The organism is Alteromonas sp. S167, assembly GCF_036864375.1.
Lineage (GTDB): Bacteria > Pseudomonadota > Gammaproteobacteria > Enterobacterales > Alteromonadaceae > Alteromonas.
This window is the reverse complement of the sequence record NZ_JAZETR010000008.1, coordinates 83,673-105,282: the sequence shown is the minus strand read 5'-3', so window position 1 is coordinate 105,282 and position 21,610 is coordinate 83,673. Positions and strand designations below refer to the sequence as shown.

The following is a 21,610-nucleotide window of genomic DNA, read 5'->3' as shown; positions in this document are numbered from 1 at the left end:
ATTCTCCAAATTATCGCCGATGGTTATCGTAGAACGCTCGACTTATCCCAGCTAACAGCACGCTGAATAGACAGCATTAAACGGTCTAAAACAAAGCCAATTGCACCTATAGTTAGCACTGCTACCATAATGCGAGCCAGTGATTCAGAACTTCCGTTTTGAAACTCATCCCAAACAAATTTTCCAAGCCCCGGGTTTTGCGCCAGCATCTCTGCCGCGATAAGCACCATCCAACCTATCCCCAGCGATAAGCGAAGACCTGTGAAAATCATTGGAATAGATGAAGGCAGTACAATTTTTGTTAAATGTGCAAAGGGCGTGAGTCGCAATACCTTGCTTACGTTAAGTAAGTCTTTGTCGATATTAGACACACCAACCGCAGTATTGATAAGCGTGGGCCATAAACAGCATAGCGACACGGTAAAAGCTGAAGTGACAAAAGACTTGGAAAAAGCAGGGTCATCACTCACATACAGTGCACTGACTACCATGGTCACCAATGGCAGCCACGCTAGCGGCGACACTGGTTTAAACAACTGAATAAGCGGGTTAATAGCGGTATACGCAGACTTACTTAAGCCACATAAAATGCCCACAGGAACAGCAACCACCGAGGCAATAAAAAAGCCCACCATGACGGTATACAAACTTGTCCAAATTTGGTCAAAGAATGTGGGCGCGCCGGTGAATTCTCTTATTTTGGGTACGTAGGAAGGATCTTGTGCTACACGTGCCGCATTGCGCGTTTCTTGTCGCTCGTAAAACGCATCAGCCTTTTCCCGTTGTGCAGCATGCTCGTCTACAAGCGCTCCCGCCTGCTCCAATACTTGTGCAGGCCCTGGAAACTGGCCTAGCGACGTATCAATACTTTTAGCAACACCGTTCCATATTGCTAAAAAAAGCAATAGACCAATAATCGGCAGCAGCAACGCTGGTGTAGATTGAACGATTCGACTCAACACTGGGTTTGAGCTCTGCGTTGCGCTGGGAATACGAAGTATTGTGGTCATTTTGCTCATCATCTGCTCCTTACACTTTTAAGCCCTAAGAGCGTGCCATACGCAACGGTAAGGCACCTCTTAGTGAAAAGCGTATTCTCGTTAGTTAAAGTACGGTTTCGCCTTTAAGACCAATATCAAACTGCTGAAGATATTCATTGGGCTTACTGCCGTCGTACGTTACACCGTCAATAAACTCGCTCTGTGGTGGTTTAAAGCCTGTTTCTGTGGTGAATTCAGGGAAGTCAGCTGGATTTGCTTTTCCTTCTGCAATAAGTGCAAGCGCCGCTTTTGCATAAATCTCTGGCTTATACACTTTTTTCGCGGTTTCTTTGTACCAGTCATCCGACTTAGCCTCTGAAATTTGCCCCCAACGGCGCATTTGCGTTAGATACCAAATAGCATCGCTGTAATAGGGATAGGTAGCGTTGTAGCGGAAGAATACGTTAAAGTCAGGCACTTCGCGCTTATCGCCTTTCTCATACTCAAAGGTGCCCGTCATACTGTTTGCTAATACGTCTTCATCGGCACCTACATAGGTGCTTTTAGACAATATTTTTACTGCTTCAGGGCGATTAGCATTGTTGCTTTCATCAAGCCACATTGCTGCACGAATAAGCGCTTTCACTACACGAATATGCGTATTAGGGTATTTTTCAGCCCAACCTTGGCTTACGCCAAACACTTTTTCGGGGTTGTTCTTCCAAATTTCGTAGTCGGTAATAACAGGCACACCAATGCCCTTAAATACCGCTTGCTGGTTCCATGGCTCGCCTACGCAATAACCGTAAATAGTGCCAGCTTCCATGGTGGCAGGCATTTGTGGTGGTGGAGTAACCGATAACAAAGCTTGAGCATCTATTTGACCAGCAGTATCGCCTTTATGAGGTGCGTAATAGCCCGGGTGGATGCCGCCAGCAGCTAGCCAATAGCGAAGCTCGTAGTTATGCGTTGATACCGGAAACACCATGCCCATGTTAAAAGGCTTACCGGCGTTTTGATATTCTTCAACAACAGGCTTTAAGTAGTCTGCTTTAATCGGGTGAACAGGCTTGCCGTTCTCTGTAGGAATATGGGCTTTCATTTTTTCCCATATTTCATTTGAAACCGTTATACCGTTACCGTTTAGGTCCATGCTGAACGCAGTAACCACATGCGATTCGGTGCCAAAGCCTATGGTTGCGCCTAATGGCTGACCCGCAAGCATATGTGCTCCGTCCAGCTGACCATCAATTACGCGGTCTAACAAAACTTTCCAGTTTGCTTGTGCCTCTAACGTTACATAAAGCCCTTCGTCTTCAAAAAAGCCTTTCTCGTAAGCAATGGCTAGTGGCGCCATGTCAGTTAATTTAATGAAGCCAAATTTAAGCTCTTCTTTTTCTGGCCAGCCCACTTGTTGCTCTTTTGATAATGCAACTGAAGATACACTAGCAAGTGAGACTGCTAGTGCGGTACATACTCCCACGCTCGCTATGCGAAGACGTTTGAGTATTGATGTTGTTTTTAACCCTGTCATACGTGTTCCTCGTAGCCAAAAAAAAGCCCACCAGCACTCGACAGCTAGCTGTCGCGCTTGGTGGGCTTCATTGCCGTGTTTGTAAGCTCGGAGTACTCACAAACTCTTCAATTTTTAAATTGGTAAGCTAACGCCATCTCAGCTTACGCACCTCGTCTTTTAAGCGATTTTGTTAAATCTAAAACTTACTTTTATTATTCTTATTCATGCGAGTATTAATTATGAGGCGTTATTATTCCTTAAAAAGCCAAGCGCTCCATCTTATGCTTTACTCTGCATGCAGTACTTTTTCTCAATGCTTTGCAGGACAACTATTTGAATAGATGCTGAATGATTTTTGAGAAATTTTTTTAATAACTCGATTCATAAACAACGCAAAGCACAATGTACAAGAAGAATTTAGCAGCCTTCGTGCCAAATATTTAAAACATTGATATAAAAAGAGAAAGATTGCACGAACCAATATCACACAATAGACAAGAACAAAAAAACGCACCAAAACAGAATATGATGTTCTACCTTGGTGCGCTTTAGCAGTGTTAATAAATGCGTTATCTGATGGGCTAAATGTTAACTATAAACGTTTAGTGAACTGACCAATAGCGTTGACAACTTCATTGGCACCTTTTTGAATTTCGTTCATCGCTTTACCAGATTCAGTCGAGTAATCGAGTGCTTCTCTCGCTTTCTCTTGACCTGCTTCTATTAACTGCACTGCGTTTTCAGTCAACTTTCGGTTTTCATTTACCACGTTCACGATTTCTTCCGTTGCACTGCTGGTATTAGATGCTAACTGGCGAACTTCATCGGCAACAACCGCAAATCCACGTCCTTGATCACCTGCGCGCGCCGCTTCGATAGCAGCATTAAGTGCCAACAAATTAGTTTGGTCGGCTATGCCACTAATGCTTTTTACCAGATCTGCCACTTTCTGCGACTGTTCATCCAAATCTTTTATACCTGAACTTGCTTCCCCCATACGCTGAACAAGCTCATTCATTGTGCGCTCTGTGGAGTCTAGGATCTCGCTTCCCTTTTTAGCCTGTTCACCGGTATTTTCGGAAATGTTGAACGCCACATTAGCAGCCTCTGAAATAGCGAACTCTCGTTCCATTTGCTCTGTGATAACCGTGGCGAACTTAACCACTTTATAAATAACGCCATCTTCGTTTCGAATAGGATTATATGACGCTTCAAGCCATACAGAGTTTCCTTGACTGTCAATGCGTTCAAATCTACCTGACATGAGCTTTCCGCCCGCTAAGTCTTTCCAAAACTGTTTGTAATCTGCTGATGCAGCCTCTTCTTCTTTACAAAAAATTCGATGGTGTTTATCTACTATCTGGTCTAGTGAATAACCCATACCCGCAAGAAAGTTATCGTTTGCGGTAATGATGGTGCCATCAAGTTTAAACTCTATTACAGCAGATGATCGGTGTAGCGCACTTATCATATCCATAAGTTCATTGCCTAACGTAATATTGCGCGTTTGCTCTGCCATATAAAAAGCGATATAGGCAATGTTCCCATTTGCATCGTCAACAGGCTGTACTATGCCACGCACCCACATTTCATCGCCCTTAGCATTTAAGAAATTTATTGCCCCATGCCAATGCCGGTGGTTTTTTATGGCTTTAAGCATGTTTTGTGCATCTTGCTTCTTAAGCGACTTTTGAGGAATTAAACTCTCTAAGGTTTTACCACTGATATCACCGAGTTGATACCCTGTTGCCTCGAGGCACAGCGCATTGCCTCCCTGAATTCGTCCATCGTGAGAAAGCTCAATAAATAGCATTTCCTCTCGCAGCTCTTCCTGCACGGTTTTATATGCCTCAAGTTCCTTTTTTAGGCGTGCGTTTTCTTCTAATAGCTGTTTATTCTTGAAAAACATCCACTACTCCTATCTCCATCCTTACTCTGCAGGTTCACACGTAGGATGAGTTAATCTCTGGATACCACCAAAACACCTGTAACAATTTTAGTTATACCGCGTAAAAAGGGCCGTTATTTTTTTCGGCGTTTGATTAAAAATAGCAGAGCATTTTGATTTTTTACGATGTTTTCAAAAAACATTTGAAAAATAACAGATAAGGTTTACTACCTTGAAGTGCCATACAAGCACTAAACTTAGATATGAGATGCAAATTTACAACAGTTTCGTCCCGATGCCTTAGCTTCATATAAAGCAGCATCAGCTTCATTGAGCATTGTGTTTAACGACCACTCTTTTGTACCGCTATAGTTAAACGTAGCTACCCCTAGACTCATGGTCACGTAATCCGAAATTGCGCTTTTTTTATGCTCTAATTGCAATGATTCAATGGAAGCGCGAATATCTTCAGCCTTGATGCGCGCACCAGACTCGTCGGTACAAGGCAAAATAACAACAAACTCTTCTCCGCCGTAGCGCGCGCAGAAATCAGTTGTGCGCGTAATAGCACTGTTTAATCCTGCGGCAACGGCTTTCAAACATTCATCACCTTGGGTATGACCGTAGTAGTCGTTGTAGCCTTTAAAACTGTCCACGTCGAGCAGCATTAAAGTTAGCGGCCAGCTGTGACGCTTAGCCAATGCCATCGACTTTTCAATTTCAATTTCGAAGGCACGACGGTTAGGAATTTTGGTTAATGCATCGCTTAAACTCAGTCGAATAAGCTCATCTTCCTGCGACCGTACACGCTCAAAGTAGGAAGCAAAGCTTTTTGCCAACCGCGCTATTTCATCGCTGCCCTGGAAGTTGTCTACCTCTGTACTTCCTTGTTCTACTAACTTCGTCAAATCGATAAGTCGCAATATGATGCGCTTATAAATGTAGACAATAATAATGCAGCAAATCAGCATTACCACGCCCGATAACACCAGCGATTGCGTTATTTGCTTTGAGACACCGGCAATGGCTTTTTGACCTTTAGCTGAGGTTTCTTGAGTAATATTGGCGGCCTTGAACTCAATGTTAGTTGCCACTTCTTCTGCAAGATGTTCAACAAAGCTACCTCGCCCACGAGAGCGACCGCGTATGCGTAGAATATTAGCTTGTTTGTCTACCATGCCCTCATCACCAAGGACCGAGGATGATAATGAACTAACAAGCTCATTGTGGCGCGGTCCGCTGGAAAGCTCGGCAAACGCTTCTATGGCATTTTCAATTTGTGTTTCAAGTAAGCGTAATTCATGTAGCTGAAATTGCTGATTTATTTGTGCAATGTGAAGAATCAACGATACTAGTACATCAGCACTTTCTTCGGATAAATAATCAGCAGACGATTTATCAACTAATCTATTTAGAAACAAAAATAATGCTTCTCGTTCTGCATGAGCCTCTTGCTCTACCGATATTCGCCTGCGAACTAAGCCGTTTAGTTCATCAATTTCCTGCGCTAGTACGTTAAGCTGAGTACTTAGATAACGCTCGCTATCTTGATTAATTAACGAAGGCGATTGAAGGCGACTTAATGTTTCATCTACCTGGGTTTTAACAATGCGGCGAGCAGACTGATTTTCAGACGAGGTTAGCCTGGCAGTAAGTGAAATGAGATGCTGCACTTCCCGAGTGAGCGCAGTAGCTTGAGTAAGCGCTGGAACCGCGTTACTTGTCACTGTCGATAACACTGAACGCACATCATTGAGCCTAGCAAAAGACAGCATCAAAATAAGCAAAATTAGGCCTATGATACTGCCTTGAGCAATAATGAATATCTGTAACGTGGCCTTGTTGTAACGCATATCAATCATCACCCTCCGCGAGATTTCGAATGCGCTCTTCAAGCGTTAACTTAACTTCAAATTTATCAACAATAGCCTGTACTACAAGGTCAGATATCTGAGGCGGCCTTGCAGAAGCATTGTCTTTTCGGCGTGCACTACTTAACGACTCATAGCCATCGCCACCATTAGCAATAAAATCGCTGGTAGCTAGCGTATAATACTTCTCGTTTACTAACGGTTTACCGTTCACGGTGACTTGCTGTATTCGTCCAAACGGCTTGGCATTACTGTCAAAGGTATAAGCCATACCCGACACATGTGGGAATCCTCCCCGACTATTCTCATATTGTGACAGCCCCTCTTCCAAGGCCTGAACTATTTGTTCGCCAGTTAGAATAAGGGTAACAACATGTGCCCTAAACGGTAACTCGGATACTATATCCTGTCGCGTAATAGGTTCGGACACGCCATAAGAAACATTGCCCCGTATGCTCCCGCCATTGACCAAGCCTATGTCAGCACCAGCATGTTCCCGTATGGTGTCTGCTACGAAGTTTACAAACGCGTTCTCACCGCCTCTAACAAGCTTACGCTCGGTAGAGAAAGCGGTTTGCCATTCTCCAATTTGAATGTTTAAAAGTCGCTTTAACCGAGACTCGTAACCGAGCAGCTGTTTTTTAACCATCGGATGAGGCTGTATGTCTGCAAGCGCGGTATAGTCAACGTTACTTACAGCCCATTGCGATTTTTTATTAATAGTCGCCACAATAGCGGTTGCAGGCGTAGCTAGTTTCAAAATATTAGGATGATCGATACTGTCGTCGTACGGCCTGTCGTTTAGACGGCTGTCAGAAATAAAGGCGATATCAACGATGCCTTTTTCAAGAAAGTTGCTTACAAAGGGAAAGGGGTAAGAATAATTAAGTAACACAATATCCGCCCCACGCTCTTTAAGGACTTGTGATGCTTCAAGTACCGCTTTTTGTGGAGGCTCCACCACAACATCAAATAGCTGATATTCGCTAATAACGCGCTCGTGCAAGATAGAGATGACACCTAGGGAAACATTTTCTTTTCTAATTAACGCAGATGACAGCAGGCCTTCCGGTGTCTGCCCTACTCTATTGTCTTTCACATTACTGGTAACTATTGGGAATGCAGCTTCATAAGAACGTAACGAAAGCTCATCTTCGTAAAAGCTAAACTCGCGTTTTGTAACGCCCATCACGTCAGGCTCTAAGGAGTTTAACAGGTCGATAATGTGCGAGCCTCTATCAAAAGAAGATAGCGCGCTAGGTCCAATTGAGCCGCCACCGAACACAAAAAACACACTATCGCTGGTGTTGCGATATTCATCGACTAAGGTTTTTAGTTCAGCGTATCGACCAGTGCGCTCGTCGCTGATATTAGGCATATCAGCTGCGAAAATAAGCGTGACAGGGGAATGCTCATCGCTGGCGTTGCACGCCCACGATATTAACATCACCAACACAAACAGAAGTTTATTTCCCATAGCACCACAAAAACACAAATTGTTAACGTCATTAACAATTATATACCCGAATAAGTCAAGTTGCTGGGACTTGTTATAAACTTATGTCTAACAAAAAAGCTTAACGTATATTATTGATGAAAAGGCAAAAATTCGCCTTTACGATGCTTCCATAGATGTTGAGCCTCGGCAAGTGCATCACCCGCTTCTGCATTTTTAAGAAGCACAAGGTAGCTTGCTAAGGTGGCGACGACTGATTGCTCACCATAGACATGCCTCTGTTTGCCCTGCCACACATCTACCATGACTTGAACATCCATGCGCTTATCTTTAAGCGCCCATTTGTCTGCCACCACAGGTAAATCAATACGTTTGGTTTCGCCATTGCGCGTAATGAATAGCTCGGTTTCACGTTCGCCGTTCACCTCGGGGTCGCCCCCATCACCGCGAAAACATAACGCATTTATAGAGGGGTAATTCTCGTTTACCCTACAATGCTTGTGATCAAGGTGCATATGATAAACTCCTTGTATCGCATATTTGGCCTCGGTAGGATTGAGTAAGCGAGCAAGGGTGTTTGCACATGAGCGTAAGCCAAATACTTCTCTAAGCTTAATAATGGTATCGAGTGCTGGCAGTAAATGTGACAGGTCGAGGTAGGTTGCACCAAGTTGGGAAAGTTGTAATTCAGCTTCTGCTACGCTGCTTACTTCAGGCAAGCCTAAGGTGGGCAATGCGACGCTTGCATATAAACGCCCTGAGCCAGGCTCATGGGCGCCATGGAGTAATACATTTTCACCTTGTTTTACAAGCAGTGCTACAGATAACAAATACCACGGCAACTGTCGTCGCTTTCCGGCGTAGCAACCCACATCTAGTGAAGGTTTTAAGTGCTTTACATCAGGAACAATAAGCTCGCGACAGGCGTCAACAAAGCCAATAACCTCTTCGGGGGTTTCTTCACGGGTACGAAGCAACATTAAAAATGCACCTCGCTGATCGCCAGTAACTTCATTCGCTAATACCATTTTCATGGCAAAGTAGGCTTCTTCTCGTGTTAGGCTTCGACCACCTTTTTGGCCTTTCCCAATAATTTTAATGTATTCACTAAACGGTTGTTGCATGTTGATATGAGTGCAGTAGCAGCGTATTGACGTGTTGCTTCGACTCTACCACTTTTCCAAAAATAAGTAACGTTGGGCCAGTTAATTTTGCCCTATTCGCTTTGTCGAAAATGGTGTCGACAGTGCCCACAATAACGCGCTGCGATTTGGTTGTGGCATTTTCAACAACAGCGACAGGCCAACTACCGGAGACACCATTATTTAAAAGCCCTTTACACAAACCGTCTAAGCGACTTAACCCCATATATACCACTACCGTTTGCTTTTGCACGGATTGTGCCATTGTGTGCATTTCAGGCCATGTGTTGGCGTTTTTGAAATGTGCAGTCATGAAGCACACCGACTGTGCACAGCGTCTGTCAGTTAACGGAATACCCGTGTAAGCAGACATACCCGATGCCGCCGTCACACCAGGGACTATAGCAAAGGGAATTTCTGCTGCATGCAACGCGTCTGTTTCTTCACAAGTACGCGCAAACAACGCAGGGTCGCCACCTTTTAAGCGCACTACAGTTTGCCCCTGCTGCGCTAACTCAACCACACGCTGGCAAATATAGTCTTGGCTGTAGCTGTGCTTTTTGTTTCGTTTGCCTACATATTCACGCGCAACGTGATTGGGAATTAACGCCAATACTTCTGCACTGACTAACGCGTCAAACAACACCACGTCGGCCTCTTGTAAAAGGCGCAACGCTTTAAGTGTAAGTAGTTCAGCATCACCTGGCCCAGCACCTACAATAAATACCTGCCCAGCGCCTGACGTTTTATGTAGTTTGCTTTTCCTTGAAGCAGTAAATTGAATGGTGTGGCTTTTCCTACTTTCTCTCGTTTCCTCTTTCGGGGCTTCCCGTGAGATCCGCTCAGCACTATGAGTTAAGCTGAACTGATGTAAATTAAATTGGCCTAAAAACGAAAAAGGTTTAGTCAGAAAAAGCTGAGAAAACGGCTGTGATATTCGAGTAATTAATGACATGGTTTCCTCTCTACTTTTTTGTTCTGCACTACGTGAAGTTGGATGCTAGGCATTTTGAATAACCACAGTCTCAATAATATTCGCAAGCGCTGGTTTGCAAGAACCGCAATTGGTGCCGCACTTTAGTTTTTTGCCCAGCTGTTCAACGGTATTGCTGCCTTCAGATATTGCTTTCTCAATAGTCTTTTCTCTAACGTTAAAGCAGCTGCACACTACGTTGCCTTGTGCGAATGCTTCATCTATTTCACATCGCATAAGCTTTTGACGAGTAGTTTCTTCAATAGGCTGGCCCAACAGCGCTGATAACCACTGAGCAGGCATCGACCATTTTGCTTTTTGTGGAAGCGGGTCAGAACCAACAAACGCCGCGTAACACAGCTTGTCTTCAATAAAAGCCAGACAAACCGAAAAGTCGCGTTGATGGGTCTGATATACCACAGCACTTTTAGGAAGTAGCGCAATAACGCTAGAAAAAAGTGTTTTTATATCCTCATTTGATGCAATGCGAAGCTGTGTGCATTGGGCGTTTTCAACACGCTCTTCCGACACATCATTTTGAGCAGCTAGTATTGTTTTCGACCAGTAATCAAACGTAGATAACGTAATGTATTCGCAAACCGCTTCATTGAAGAAAATTACCCCGTGCGAACTGTATTCGGCGAGCTTGAGACAAACCGCAGCATGTTTTAATTCAGGCTGACCTGAAATGGGGTCTACCGTGCTATCATAAAGTGCACCTAACGTGCTATGTGAACCCCATTGTGCCGACCAATGGATAGGAATAAATACTTCACCTAGTCGCTGCGCTTCATCGAGTTTAACAGGGTAAATAACCGCATTTTCCTGCGTATCGGTATTGGCTTTTATTAGCACTTCACTGCTTATCTGTGCAAGTGCGCCATCATTTAAACAAAGTGCTTCTGCATCTTTTGGGTGTACATGTATTTGCGCTGTTGGCATGTTCGCTAAAAGCTTTGCTGCCTTGCCCGTGCGTGTCATCGTGTGCCACTGATCACGGGCACGACCGCTGTTTAACACAAAAGGAAATGCGTCGTTTGTTTGTTGCAAAGGTGCGGTATGTGAAACAGGAATGAGCTTGGCTTTTTGATTAGGCGTAGAAAATTTTCTGTTTGCAAAAGGGCGGAGACTGACCACATCCGGCTCACCTGTTTGACCTTTGCGCATGGGCCATTGCACTGGCTGTAGTGAATTGTATTGTGCCACGCTAAGGTTTTGTAATGGTGACAAGTCTAAAAGTCGCGCTTGATGGTTTTTGTAGCTTGTTAGACCTACATATTCGTTAAATATTTGCGACGGGTGGGAAAAATCAAACGCCTTTGCAAACCCCATTTTCTTTGCCACCGCACACATAATTTGCCAGTCGTGCTTTGCACTACCAGGAGGTAACAGCAATCCGCGCTGGCGTGATATTCTGCGCTCGGAGTTTGTTACCGTCCCGTCTTTTTCAGACCATCCTGTTGCAGGTAAGGCAACATGGGCGAACTTAAGCGTATCGTTTTGCTCGACAATGTCAGACACCACCACCATTTCACACTGCGACAATGCCTGCTCAACCTGTGTTCTGTTTGGCATACTTACAACAGGGTTAGTGCCCATGATCCAAACAAACTTTACGGTACCCTTGGCAATAGCATCGAACAAGTCTACCGCTTTTAGCCCTGTTTTCGTTGGCATTGCGGGCGCATTCCAATAGGTTTTAACGGCATTTATATGGTCTGGATTTTCTAAATCGCAGTGCGCTGCAAGCATATTGGCTAGCCCGCCCACTTCCCTGCCTCCCATGGCATTGGGCTGCCCTGTAATAGAGAACGGGCCACAACCAGGTTTACCAATAAGGTCGAGGGCCAAGTGACAGTTAATGATGGATTGAGCCTTATCTACGCCAGATGACGACTGATTTATACCCATGGAATAGAAGGTAACGGCTCGCTCTGCATTGCAAAAAAGAGAATAGAACGCGGTTAGTAAACCGCTACCAATATCGCAACGTTTTGCCACTTCTTTAAGCGTATAGGCTTCTACACTTTCAAGGGTTGCATCTAATCCTTGGGTAAATTGACTTACTTCTGCATGGTTCACGCATCCGTTTTGTTGCGCATGATGTAACAAGCCATTGAACAAGGCTACATCGCTGCCTGGCTTTATGGGCAGGTGTAAATCAGCAATCGTGCAGGTTTCGGTTTTGCGCGGATCTACCACAACCACTTTCATTTCAGGTTTTTTCAGCTTAGCGCGCTGAATACGCTGAAATAGTACAGGGTGTGCCCACGCAGCGTTACTGCCGGTAATAACCAAAATGTCGGTATTTTCTAAATCGCTGTAGTCACATGGCACCACGTCTTCGCCAAAGGCTCTTTTGTACGCCGCCACGGCAGATGACATGCACAGCCTTGAATTGGTATCTATATTGGCGCTGCCAATAAACCCTTTCATCAGTTTATTGGCAATATAATAGTCTTCTGTAAGCAACTGACCTGAGACATAAAAAGCAACGGCATCCGGACCATACTGCGATATGGTGTCTGTGATTTTTGATGCAATCATGCTGGTAGCCGTGTCCCAATCTACCAACTTGCCTGCTACGGTTGGATGAAGCAAACGCCCTTTCAAGTCGTTTGTTTCTAGCAGGTTAGTTCCTTTAACACACAAACGTCCAAAATTGGCCGGATGCTCAGGCGTACCTTTAACGTTGTCCAGGGTTAAGGTACGTTCACTTACGTTGCAACTAATATCTACACCACAACCCACACCACAATACGGGCAAGTGGTTTGCTTTATTTGCTCAGAAACAATATTAGGTTGAGGTGTAGCCATATTCATTACCAACTCCCAATAAGCGCGTTACACACTGCGAACATAAATGCGCTCACCGTCTTGCTTTATTGCAAACGACGTTAGGTGAATATCAGGGTGTTCTATACATTCACCAGTTTCCAAACTGTAGTGCTCTTTATAAAGCGGCGAAGCCACTACAGGCACACCTCCAATGGAGCCCACTAAACCACGATACATAACGTTAGCTTTGCCAATGGGGTCGAAGTTACTGACGGCAAAAAGTGATGAAGTTCCGTTCATTTTTACGTTGAAAATAGCCACCTGCTTTTCATCTACCAATGCACAAACGCCGCTGTTAACTACCAAGTCGCTAGCCTCACAAACGAAGTTCCAGCCGTTGTTTTGAATTTGAGTTGGGGCTTGTGCCGCAGCATCATTGTCTGCGCTTACATGTTGTATTGCTGTCATTGAAAAAGCTCCTTTCAAGCGGGTTTCATATACCGCTTCCATCTACTGTTGTCTCGCTATCGCGTGCTCTTGCGTTTTTCGGGCCTTTTACACCACGGCAACTGGAATAAAGTTTTCTTTGCCTGCCGCTTTTTCAGCATCGGTAGCCGGGCGAACTTGACCACGCTCAGACACAAACTGAATATTGCTGTCGCTTGCGGCGCTGTTAACAAACTGGCGGAAACGCTTTCTAGATTCGGGGTTTTCGAGGGTGGTTTTCCACTCGCATTGGTAAGTATCAACAACGGCATTCATCTGCGCTTCAAGCTCATCATTAATGCCTAGTGCATCGTTTATTATTACATCTTGTAAGTAGCTTAATCCGCCCTCTAAGTTATCCATCCATACCGACGTACGCTGCAATCGGTCAGCGGTTTTCACGTAAAACATCAACACGCGATCGATGTATTTAATAAGAGTGGGAGTATCTAAATCGGTGGCAAACAGGTCGCCGTGTCGTGGCTTCATACCGCCGTTACCGCAAACATATAAGTTCCAGCCTTGCTCGGTAGCAATAACGCCAATATCTTTACTTTGTGCTTCGGCACACTCGCGAGTACAACCCGATACCGCAAACTTAATTTTATGAGGACCACGTAAACCTTTGTAACGGTTTTCTAAATCAATGGCGGTGCCAACCGAGTCCTGTACGCCATATCTGCACCAGGTACTGCCCACACACGACTTCACAGTGCGAAGCGCTTTGGCATAGGCATGGCCTGTTTCAAAGCCGCCGTCTACGAGCTTTTGCCAAATATCTGGTAGCTGCTCTACTCGCGCACCAAACAAGTCGATACGCTGACCACCCGTAATCTTGGTATACAGGTTGTATTCTTTGGCTACTTCACCCAGTAATATCAATTTTTCAGGTGTTATTTCGCCACCTGCCACACGGGGCACAACAGAATAGGTGCCGTCTTTTTGCATGTTGCCTAAATAGGTGTCATTGGTGTCTTGTAACTGAACATGGGATTTATCAAGAATGTAGTCGTTGTAAACCGACGCTAAAATTGACCCTACAGCCGGCTTACAGACATCACAGCCCAAACCTTCACCGTGGGTTTCTAGTAATTCATCGAAGGTGCGAATGCCGTTTACTTTGACAATATGAAACAGCTCTTGGCGCGTGTAGTTAAAGTGTTCGCAGATGGCTTTCGACACCTCTACGCCGCGCTTTTCGAGCTCACTGTCGACTACATTTTTAAGCAGTGCCGCACAGCCACCACAGCCCGTACTCGCTTTAGTTGCGCCTTTTACATCGCCCACGCTACAACAGCCTGAATCAATGGCCGACACAATATCGCCTTTAGTTACGTTCAAACATGAGCATATTGACGCGCTATCTGGCAGTGCATCTGCACCTAATGCAGGTGCACTATCCGACGTTGGTAAAATTAAGCTTTCTGGCGACTCTGGCAGCGCAATATCGTTTAATGCATATTGCAACAATGTGTCGTAGTCGCTGGTGTCGCCAACTAATACTGCACCAAGTACTTTGGTTTTTTCGCTATTTACTACCAGCTTTTTATACACGCCTTCCGGCTGGTTTAAATAGGTATAACTTAAGGCACCCTCTGTACGTTCATGGGCATCGCCAATTGAACCTACTTCAACGCCCATTAGTTTTAGCTTAGTGCTCATGTCAGCGCCGTTGAAGGTAGTATCGCCGCCTGTTAAATGACTCACCGCGGTTCTGGCCATACTGTAGCCAGGTGCTACTAGGCCGAAAATTTTGTTATCCCAAAGGGCACATTCACCAATGGCATAGATGTCTGGGTCTGACGTAACGCAGTTGTTGTCTATAGCAATGCCGCCGCGCTCACCTAGCGTTAACGCCGATTTTTTGCCTAACTGATCTGATGGGCGAATACCGGCAGAAAACAAAATCATATCGGTTTCAAGTGCACTACCGTCTGCAAACACCATTTTGTATCTGCACGTTTCTCCTGCCTCTATTACTTGCGTGGCTTTTTGGGTATGTACGGTTACCCCTAAGCCTTCTATTTTGTCTTTAAGTACACCGCCACCTTGTACATCAAGTTGCACCGCCATAAGCTGAGGGGCGAATTCGACCACATGGGTATCAAGGCCAGCTTCTTTAAGCGCGTTGGCAGCTTCTAAACCAAGAAGACCTCCACCTACAACCACGCCAACTTTGCTCACACTGGCTGATGCTTCAATAGCCAACAAGTCATCGATAGTACGGTATACCAAGCAGTGCTCTTGGTCGTTGCCAGGAATTGGCGGAACAAACGGATAAGACCCAGTGGCAAGAATAAGTTTGTCGTATGAAAAGTGCTGATTGTCAGAGGTACTCACCCTTTTTTCTTCACGGTGAATATCGGTAACCATAGCGTTCGTTATGACATTTACGCCCCAGCTTGCATATTCACTAACGGTAGTAAGCGCTAAATCATCTGGTGTTGCACCGCTAAAATACGACGATAAATAGACGCGGTCGTAAGCTAAACGTGATTCGCCGCACAGCACAGTAATGTCTGCGTTGGCGTTACTCTTATAAAGCTGTTCAACAAAATGATGACCAACCATACCGTTACCCACCACCACAATACGTTGCTTTGCGTCTAATGAAGTCATACTTTTCCCCTTTCTTCGGGACAAAAAAAAGCCCGCGCCAACTCTCGTTGGTGCGGGCTTCGTTGCCTATTTCGCTAAACGCTGACAAGACGTTTAACTAACACTTTATTCGGATAACCTGTTTTTACAGAGCTAGCCTTTACACAGAATGGTCGATGAAGGTTGCTATTGCAGAAACAACAAACACAACATCGTTAACACATAATTTCTCTTGCACTAATTAATATCCAATATCGATGCCACTTAAATAAACATCGACATATCAGTCACTTAAAGATTTAAAGCGCAAGTTCGCTGTTTTATTTGCACCAAACAAACGCATTATTGAATTCGTTTGGTGCAGGCCAGCATAACTAGCCATAGGAAATTTAGTTAGCGCTTATGCCAACTTATCAGTAGCTACGCGGTAACGTGGGTCTTCAACCACGTTGATTTCAACAAACTTGTCGGCTTTACGAAGTAAGCAGCGGCACTCATCGCTTATGTGGCGAATATGCAGTTTCTTACCTTGCTGTTCGTATTTGTCTGCTAACGTATCTAGTGCATCGATACCTGATGAATCCCAAATACGTGATTCTTTGAAATCAATAACAACGTCTTCTGGATCGTTAGCAATATCAAACAAGTCTTTAAAATGCGAAACCGAGCCAAAGAATAGCGGACCGTCTAGTTCGTACACTTTCCAGCCATCGTTATCAATATGCGACTTAGCTTCAATGTGTCTTGCATGCTTCCAAGCAAATACCAGAGCAGACACGATGACACCCACCACTACTGCAATAGCAAGGTCAGCGATAACGGTAACGCCAGTAACCAAGAAAAGCACAAAGGCATCTTCTTTATTTACGCCACGAATAATTCTGAATGAAGCCCACTCAAACGTTGCAATAACAACGACGAACATTACGCCAACCAATGCCGCAAGCGGGATCATTTCAATTAGTGGGGCGGCAAACAAAATAAAGCCAAGCAATACCACTGCAGCGGTAATTCCTGACAAACGACCGCGGCCACCAGAGTTAATGTTAATCATGCTTTGACCAATCATGGCACAACCACCCATACCGCCAAAGAAACCGTTAACGGTGTTTGCCACGCCTTGACCCACGCATTCCTTGTTGCCGCGGCCACGTGTGTCTGTCATCTCATCAATAAGTGACAAAGTAAGTAGTGATTCAATTAGACCTACCAAACACAGAATGATTGAAGTAGGAAGAATAATCATGAAGGTTTCCCAGGTAAACGGCACCATAGGAATAGCAAAGCTTGGTAACTCTCCAGCCAATGTAGCACTGTCGCGCTGGTCTTGTGGAAGAAGGTCACGTACGAAATCAATTACGGTACGTGCTTCTAGATCTAAGCCATGTACAAGCGCCGTTACCGATACAATAGCTACTAGCGACGCAGGCACTGCGGTAGTCAGCTTTGGAAGCAAATAAATAATAGCCATGGTTAGCGCTACTAAACCAAGCATCCAGTACAGTAACGTACCTTCCATCCACTGAAGTTCACCCGCAGCATTAATAACTTTAAACTGGCCTAGCTGAGCCAAGAAAATAACAATGGCAAGACCGTTAACAAAACCCAGCATTACTGGGTAAGGCACCAGCCTAATAAACTTACCAAGCCTGAATATACCGCAGAGAATTTGCAACAATCCGGCAAGAATAACCGCGGCAAATAGATACTGCACACCGTGCTGAGCGACAAGCGCCACCATTACCACGGCCATGGCACCGGTTGCGCCTGAGATCATACCGGGACGACCGCCAATGGCAGACGTAATAAGCCCCATCATGAATGCCGCATACAAACCAATCATTGGCTCGACACCGGCTACGAATGCAAATGCAACGGCTTCAGGCACCAGTGCTAACGCCACCGTGATCCCCGACAACACATCGTTTTTTACATTGCTGTCTTTACTGGTAATTAAATCGAACATGTTCTCTCAGTAACTTAAAAGTGAAACGCAAAAGCCCAACGCGACGCGTTCTGTAATACAGACGCACCTGTTGAGCTTCAAAAATTTGTTGGCGATTCTATCACCATTACCACTTAAAATCTTTTAATAGATTGTTATCACATTTATTGGTTTATTTGACGTGTTGTGCTGACAAATGAAGGTGAGCATGGCAAGGTTAGCGCTTTGAAATTTTAGTGTTGTGGTTTACCCACAGCGAAAAAGCTGTGTTTTAGGAGTTTTTGTGGTCCCTTACATTTTAACCATTTTGTGTGTACTTGTTGCCGGCGCTATTCATTGGCTTGCGCCTAAGACGTATTGGAAAGCCACAATAATGTCTACCGCTGTTATTCTGCTTTTGTGCGTTGCAGCCCTCTTTATTTTCCAAGCATCTGGCATGTTAGTAAGCGATCAAACAGGTGAAACCGCAGACTTTTCTGGACAAATGCTTACCATTACTACGCTTGTTGCCTTCTTTGGCTTTTTGATTTCGCTGTTCGTAGGGTGGTTTTTAAAGGTGGTTCGCAACCAATAGCACTGGGTAACTTGTCTACTCTGCAGTCTAGCCATGCTGCATTTAAAACGCACCATATAGGTGCATATTAAATGCAGCTCAACACTTTTCCCTTCCTCTAATACCAACTTTTAACATCAACTTTTTTAGCGCGCTGACTTTTTTAAAGCCCTTTAAATATCATCTGTAAACCAATGCCTGCGCTAGCTTCATTGATATCTGCAGTTATGTATATCGTATGCTAAGCTCCATCATGCAAGGTTTCCAACTCTCACTTTGTTACAGGCATAAGTGTTGCATTCCCCACTGTGTTGCAAAAACCGCGTACCTCTTATTTTTGCGTACGCCTTTGTTGGTGATTACCATGCTTAAACACAGCCCTTCTCAGTCTGCCCTTTGTAGCGATGCAACAAAGCGATTTTTATTAGCAGCGAAGCACGCAGAAATTAACGTGCTCGAACAGCTTTCTAGCAATTGTCGTATTGTTATTGCGGTGCACGAGCTTATTCACGAAATTCAAAAAGAGCGTGGTGCCAGTAACATCTATCTCGCTTCTAGCGGACAACGCTACTCAAAAGAACGAAGCCAATATGTTTCTAACAGCGAGCAAGCTGAATCAACGCTTAAAAGCCAGCTAAAGTCGCTGTACTTAAACAATGCTTTTTCTTCACTCAACCCAAGGTTGTTAAGCAGCATAACCTTAGCGCTGCAGGCCACTGACCACCTGCCTCATTTACGCGAGCAAGTCGTTCAACAAGCTATTTCACCACTTGAGTCTACCCGTGCGTATAGCCGTTTAGTGGCAAGCTTGTTAACCGTTATATTTGAAGCAGCTGCCATTGCCAGCGACCCAACCATTACGCGGGCTTTAGTCGCTTTATTTAACTTTATGCAGGCTAAAGAATATGCAGGGCAAGAACGCTCTTGGGGGGCCATTGGTTTTGTAGAAACACATTTTGATGTGCGTCTGTGCACAAAGCTTCAGGCACTGCAGCAAGCGCAAGAGCACCACTTCGATATTTTCAACGAGTTTGCCGATAAAGCACAAAAAGCGGCGCTCGTCACACTACAGCAAAGTAAAGCGGCCAGCGATGTACTGCAGCTTCGCAATATGATTGCGCAGCTTAGTGATGGCAGCCCTATTGCTAGTGAAATTTCAGAAGTATGGTTTGACGTTGCCACAAGGCGAATCGACGCTATGCAAAGCATAGAAACACTGTTAACCGAGGCACTTTCTAGCCAAGCTAATCAGCAAGTGCAAAACGCTAAGCGAGAACTTGCCAACCACCAACAGCTTATTGAAAACTTTAACGATGAGCACAGTAGCAACAACTGTAGCGGCGAAGGTATTGCTGCCCATGAAGAAACAAGTGAAGGCTCCCCGCTTACGCTGCTTTTCGACCCTACTATGCCAGGGCTTGTGGAAGGAGAACCTAATTCTGCACCGCAGAATTCAATAGCGTCACAGCGCTCTACACTGTCTGCTCACCGCTCGTTTTACGACTTGTTGCGCTCCCAAGCCCAGCATATTGAAGATATGGAACGTGAGCTTGATGAAGCGAAGCGCGCTATTGTAGAACAGAAAACTGTTAGCCGAGCAAAGCTGGTAATAATGGAGAAGTTTAACTTGAGTGAAAACGATGCCTACCGACGACTGCAAAAACAAGCGATGAGCGAAAATACAACCATTGTGAATATAGCGTCGAAAGTGGTTGAGATAGCATCTGCGGCTAGGTAACAAGCTGTAGCTTAGGCCATAATGCAAGCCAGCCCTTTTCTTCAACACGCTTGTGCATAACCTCTGACCGTTTAAACAAAGGGCTTAAGCTTATGGTTTCTGCGAAATTTGCGTTTAGCCCAAACGGGGCAAGCACGTCTATTTGGTCATTATCGATTAATCGCACCGCTACACAGGTTTCCCGCTCAACCCAGTATGAAATAGCATGTTCGCAGCTGCTGTAAGGTTCATGATTGTGCTTGGTATGCATATGCGCTTGGTTTTTGACTTGCCAATTTACATTGGGCATCGCATTACTTAACCGTGCTTGCAGAGCTTTATCTTCTTGTTTAGGCGTTGTTTTAGAAAAATAGATAACGTCAATATCGTTAAGAGGGGTTGGCGAAGGTTTATTGTGCAAATAGTCCCATATTGCATTTCGCAGAAAACCTGCGCCAATATAACCTTCAGGGAGCTCAAGTGCGCGGACAGCTTCAAGGCAACCCATCCGTAAACTGTCGGCCTGCATTAAACGCGAAACACAGGTCTTATAGCTTTCCTCATTTTTAGTCATTATCTGCTGTTTAATCACGGGGCTTTATTACTAGGCTGACTTTTTGGGCTTAAATACTGCCGCTCATTTGCTGCCGCCTAAGCACTTAGGTGAACTGATTGCTTCACCGCCTCGCGCTTCCCACTCTGAAGGCGTATAGGTATGAAGCGCAAGCGCGTGAACTGGGCCTTGTAATGCGTCACTAGCAAGTGCATTGATTTCGCGGTGTCTTGCAATAAGGCGCTTACCGTCAAACGCGTCGCTTACCACCGTAACTTTGAAATGGCTTTGCGCACCATCTGGCACATTGTGCATAAAACTCTCATCAACAACCTCTAAATACTGCGGCGCGAGTGCCTGAGTGATGGCTGATTCAAGAAACGCTTTAACTTGCATATTCACTACCCTGCTGGCGAAATTAGATGTCTAAATGTTAGATTTATTCTACCACCGATAGGTTTGGCCGTCTTGGCTATACCGTGCACATAATGACTTTGCGTGCTGCCGGCCATAATAAGCACACTGCCGTGCTCAAGCACATGCGTAAAGCGCGCTTTGGTTTCCTTATGTCGCAAAACAAAAGGTCGTGCTTCGCCAAGGGTTAATGAAGCAATTGTTGGATTAATACCTAGTTCGGGCTCATCGTCGGCATGAAGACTCATGCTGTCTTGTCCATCTCGATACCAGTTAGCCAGTACACTATTAAATTCAGTGCCAGTAATTTGCTCACAAGTTTCGCGTAACTCGCTAAGCGTTTTCGACCAAGGGTTGGGTGCCATGGTTAAATTTGAATAGGTATAGGTGCAGTGCGGGTCGCCATGCCAGCTTTGCAGGCGCGGAATATTTACCGATTTTCCAAACAAACGGATTGCATCTTGGCGCCACGGCAGCTCGGTTTTGAGTGCTTCAAAACAGCGGTTAGCGTCGCTTGATGAAAGCGCATTGGGATAGTACCTAACATCGGCTTCTGATAGCGGCAGCTGCACGCACGCTCTTTCACGCCGACCATTTTCCTCGTCGAATAAAGAAAATTGCATCGTAAGTTAACGCACCTTTTATTTCGTTTTGACTCTTACAGTTAATCCTATTGTACGCAAAACCCATGCAATATGTTCATGCGCTGCACACCTCGGGGATAAGGTGAATTGCTGCCG

General features: G+C 45.0%; 16 protein-coding genes and 1 pseudogene. 2 read left to right on the top strand and 15 right to left on the bottom strand.

Going from position 1 to position 21,610, the window contains the following annotated elements; genetic code table 11:
- Positions 1-23 precede the first annotated feature (23 nt).
- The 12 genes and pseudogenes from V7R35_RS13275 to V7R35_RS13225 form a co-directional block, all read right to left on the bottom strand.
- Positions 24-1,019 carry an ABC transporter permease gene (locus V7R35_RS13275; protein WP_334015366.1) on the bottom strand — a complete coding sequence of 332 codons (996 nt, stop codon included), beginning with the start codon at positions 1,017-1,019 and terminating at the stop codon, positions 24-26.
- Between the two features lie 85 nt (positions 1,020-1,104).
- Positions 1,105-2,514, bottom strand: a complete 1,410-nt coding sequence (locus tag V7R35_RS13270; protein WP_334015364.1) for a CmpA/NrtA family ABC transporter substrate-binding protein — start codon at positions 2,512-2,514, stop codon at positions 1,105-1,107.
- Between the two features lie 574 nt (positions 2,515-3,088).
- Positions 3,089-3,493 carry a methyl-accepting chemotaxis protein gene (locus V7R35_RS17860; RefSeq protein ID WP_390381280.1) on the bottom strand — a complete coding sequence of 135 codons (405 nt, stop codon included), beginning with the start codon at positions 3,491-3,493 and terminating at the stop codon, positions 3,089-3,091.
- A gap of 135 nt (positions 3,494-3,628) precedes the next feature.
- Positions 3,629-4,405, bottom strand: a pseudogene (locus V7R35_RS17855) (PAS domain-containing protein); the annotation flags it as partial.
- Positions 4,406-4,641: 236 nt separating this feature from the next.
- Positions 4,642-6,237 carry a GGDEF domain-containing protein gene (locus V7R35_RS13260; RefSeq protein WP_334015361.1) on the bottom strand — a complete coding sequence of 532 codons (1,596 nt, stop codon included), beginning with the start codon at positions 6,235-6,237 and terminating at the stop codon, positions 4,642-4,644.
- Position 6,238: 1 nt separating this feature from the next.
- Positions 6,239-7,732 (bottom strand): bifunctional metallophosphatase/5'-nucleotidase, encoded by a 1,494-nt coding sequence (locus V7R35_RS13255; protein WP_334015360.1) that lies wholly within the window; start codon positions 7,730-7,732, stop codon positions 6,239-6,241.
- Positions 7,733-7,842: 110 nt separating this feature from the next.
- On the bottom strand, positions 7,843-8,835 hold the full coding sequence (locus V7R35_RS13250; RefSeq protein ID WP_334015359.1) for a glycosyl transferase family protein: 993 nt from the start codon (positions 8,833-8,835) through the stop codon (positions 7,843-7,845).
- Positions 8,819-9,808 (bottom strand): uroporphyrinogen-III C-methyltransferase, encoded by a 990-nt coding sequence (gene cobA, locus V7R35_RS13245; RefSeq protein WP_334015358.1) that lies wholly within the window; start codon positions 9,806-9,808, stop codon positions 8,819-8,821. The genes V7R35_RS13250 and cobA overlap by 17 nt, the downstream gene beginning before the upstream one ends.
- A 45-nt stretch (positions 9,809-9,853) precedes the next feature.
- Complete coding sequence (locus tag V7R35_RS13240; protein WP_334015357.1) at positions 9,854-12,649, bottom strand: nitrate reductase; 2,796 nt, start codon at positions 12,647-12,649, stop codon at positions 9,854-9,856.
- Positions 12,650-12,670: 21 nt separating this feature from the next.
- A complete protein-coding gene (gene nirD, locus V7R35_RS13235) occupies positions 12,671-13,072 on the bottom strand; it encodes a nitrite reductase small subunit NirD (protein ID WP_334015355.1) in 402 nt (133 codons plus the stop codon).
- A gap of 87 nt (positions 13,073-13,159) precedes the next feature.
- Entirely contained in the window at positions 13,160-15,709 is a 2,550-nt protein-coding gene (gene nirB, locus V7R35_RS13230) for a nitrite reductase large subunit NirB (protein ID WP_334015354.1), read from the bottom strand.
- Between the two features lie 379 nt (positions 15,710-16,088).
- Complete coding sequence (locus tag V7R35_RS13225; RefSeq protein WP_334015353.1) at positions 16,089-17,654, bottom strand: SulP family inorganic anion transporter; 1,566 nt, start codon at positions 17,652-17,654, stop codon at positions 16,089-16,091.
- Between the two features lie 262 nt (positions 17,655-17,916).
- Between V7R35_RS13225 and V7R35_RS13220 the strand changes: the two genes are divergently transcribed.
- A complete protein-coding gene (locus V7R35_RS13220) occupies positions 17,917-18,207 on the top strand; it encodes a hypothetical protein (RefSeq protein WP_334015352.1) in 291 nt (96 codons plus the stop codon).
- A 343-nt stretch (positions 18,208-18,550) separates the two neighbouring features.
- Complete coding sequence (locus V7R35_RS13215; RefSeq protein ID WP_334015351.1) at positions 18,551-19,924, top strand: nitrate- and nitrite sensing domain-containing protein; 1,374 nt, start codon at positions 18,551-18,553, stop codon at positions 19,922-19,924.
- Here V7R35_RS13215 and V7R35_RS13210 read toward each other — a convergent pair.
- From V7R35_RS13210 to V7R35_RS13200, 3 genes are all read right to left on the bottom strand, one after another.
- Positions 19,917-20,477: a nucleotidyltransferase family protein gene (locus V7R35_RS13210; protein ID WP_334015350.1), complete on the bottom strand. Its 561-nt coding sequence runs from the start codon at positions 20,475-20,477 to the stop codon at positions 19,917-19,919. The two genes, V7R35_RS13215 and V7R35_RS13210, sit on opposite strands and share 8 nt — an antisense overlap.
- Positions 20,478-20,540: 63 nt before the next feature.
- Complete coding sequence (locus V7R35_RS13205) at positions 20,541-20,852, bottom strand: BolA family protein (RefSeq protein WP_334015349.1); 312 nt, start codon at positions 20,850-20,852, stop codon at positions 20,541-20,543.
- Positions 20,853-20,857: 5 nt separating this feature from the next.
- Positions 20,858-21,493 (bottom strand): alpha-ketoglutarate-dependent dioxygenase AlkB family protein, encoded by a 636-nt coding sequence (locus V7R35_RS13200; protein WP_334015348.1) that lies wholly within the window; start codon positions 21,491-21,493, stop codon positions 20,858-20,860.
- Positions 21,494-21,610: the final 117 nt, after the last annotated feature.

Excerpts from the sequence above, each read along its gene's own strand:
- V7R35_RS13255 (WP_334015360.1), bottom strand. The coding sequence starts at position 7,732 with ATGGGAAATAAACTTCTGTTTGTGTTGGTGATGTTAATATCGTGGGCG.
- V7R35_RS13225 (WP_334015353.1), bottom strand. The coding sequence starts at position 17,654 with ATGTTCGATTTAATTACCAGTAAAGACAGCAATGTAAAAAACGATGTG.
- V7R35_RS17860 (WP_390381280.1), bottom strand. The coding sequence starts at position 3,493 with ATGGGGGAAGCAAGTTCAGGTATAAAAGATTTGGATGAACAGTCGCAG.
- V7R35_RS13250 (WP_334015359.1), bottom strand. The coding sequence starts at position 8,835 with ATGCAACAACCGTTTAGTGAATACATTAAAATTATTGGGAAAGGCCAA.
- V7R35_RS13270 (WP_334015364.1), bottom strand. The coding sequence starts at position 2,514 with ATGACAGGGTTAAAAACAACATCAATACTCAAACGTCTTCGCATAGCG.
- V7R35_RS13260 (WP_334015361.1), bottom strand. The coding sequence starts at position 6,237 with ATGCGTTACAACAAGGCCACGTTACAGATATTCATTATTGCTCAAGGC.
- V7R35_RS13210 (WP_334015350.1), bottom strand. The coding sequence starts at position 20,477 with ATGACTAAAAATGAGGAAAGCTATAAGACCTGTGTTTCGCGTTTAATG.
- V7R35_RS13200 (WP_334015348.1), bottom strand. The coding sequence starts at position 21,493 with ATGCAATTTTCTTTATTCGACGAGGAAAATGGTCGGCGTGAAAGAGCG.
- nirD (WP_334015355.1), bottom strand. The coding sequence starts at position 13,072 with ATGACAGCAATACAACATGTAAGCGCAGACAATGATGCTGCGGCACAA.
- V7R35_RS13240 (WP_334015357.1), bottom strand. The coding sequence starts at position 12,649 with ATGAATATGGCTACACCTCAACCTAATATTGTTTCTGAGCAAATAAAG.
- nirB (WP_334015354.1), bottom strand. The coding sequence starts at position 15,709 with ATGACTTCATTAGACGCAAAGCAACGTATTGTGGTGGTGGGTAACGGT.
- cobA (WP_334015358.1), bottom strand. The coding sequence starts at position 9,808 with ATGTCATTAATTACTCGAATATCACAGCCGTTTTCTCAGCTTTTTCTG.
- V7R35_RS13275 (WP_334015366.1), bottom strand. The coding sequence starts at position 1,019 with ATGAGCAAAATGACCACAATACTTCGTATTCCCAGCGCAACGCAGAGC.
- V7R35_RS13215 (WP_334015351.1), top strand. The coding sequence starts at position 18,551 with ATGCTTAAACACAGCCCTTCTCAGTCTGCCCTTTGTAGCGATGCAACA.
- V7R35_RS13205 (WP_334015349.1), bottom strand. The coding sequence starts at position 20,852 with ATGCAAGTTAAAGCGTTTCTTGAATCAGCCATCACTCAGGCACTCGCG.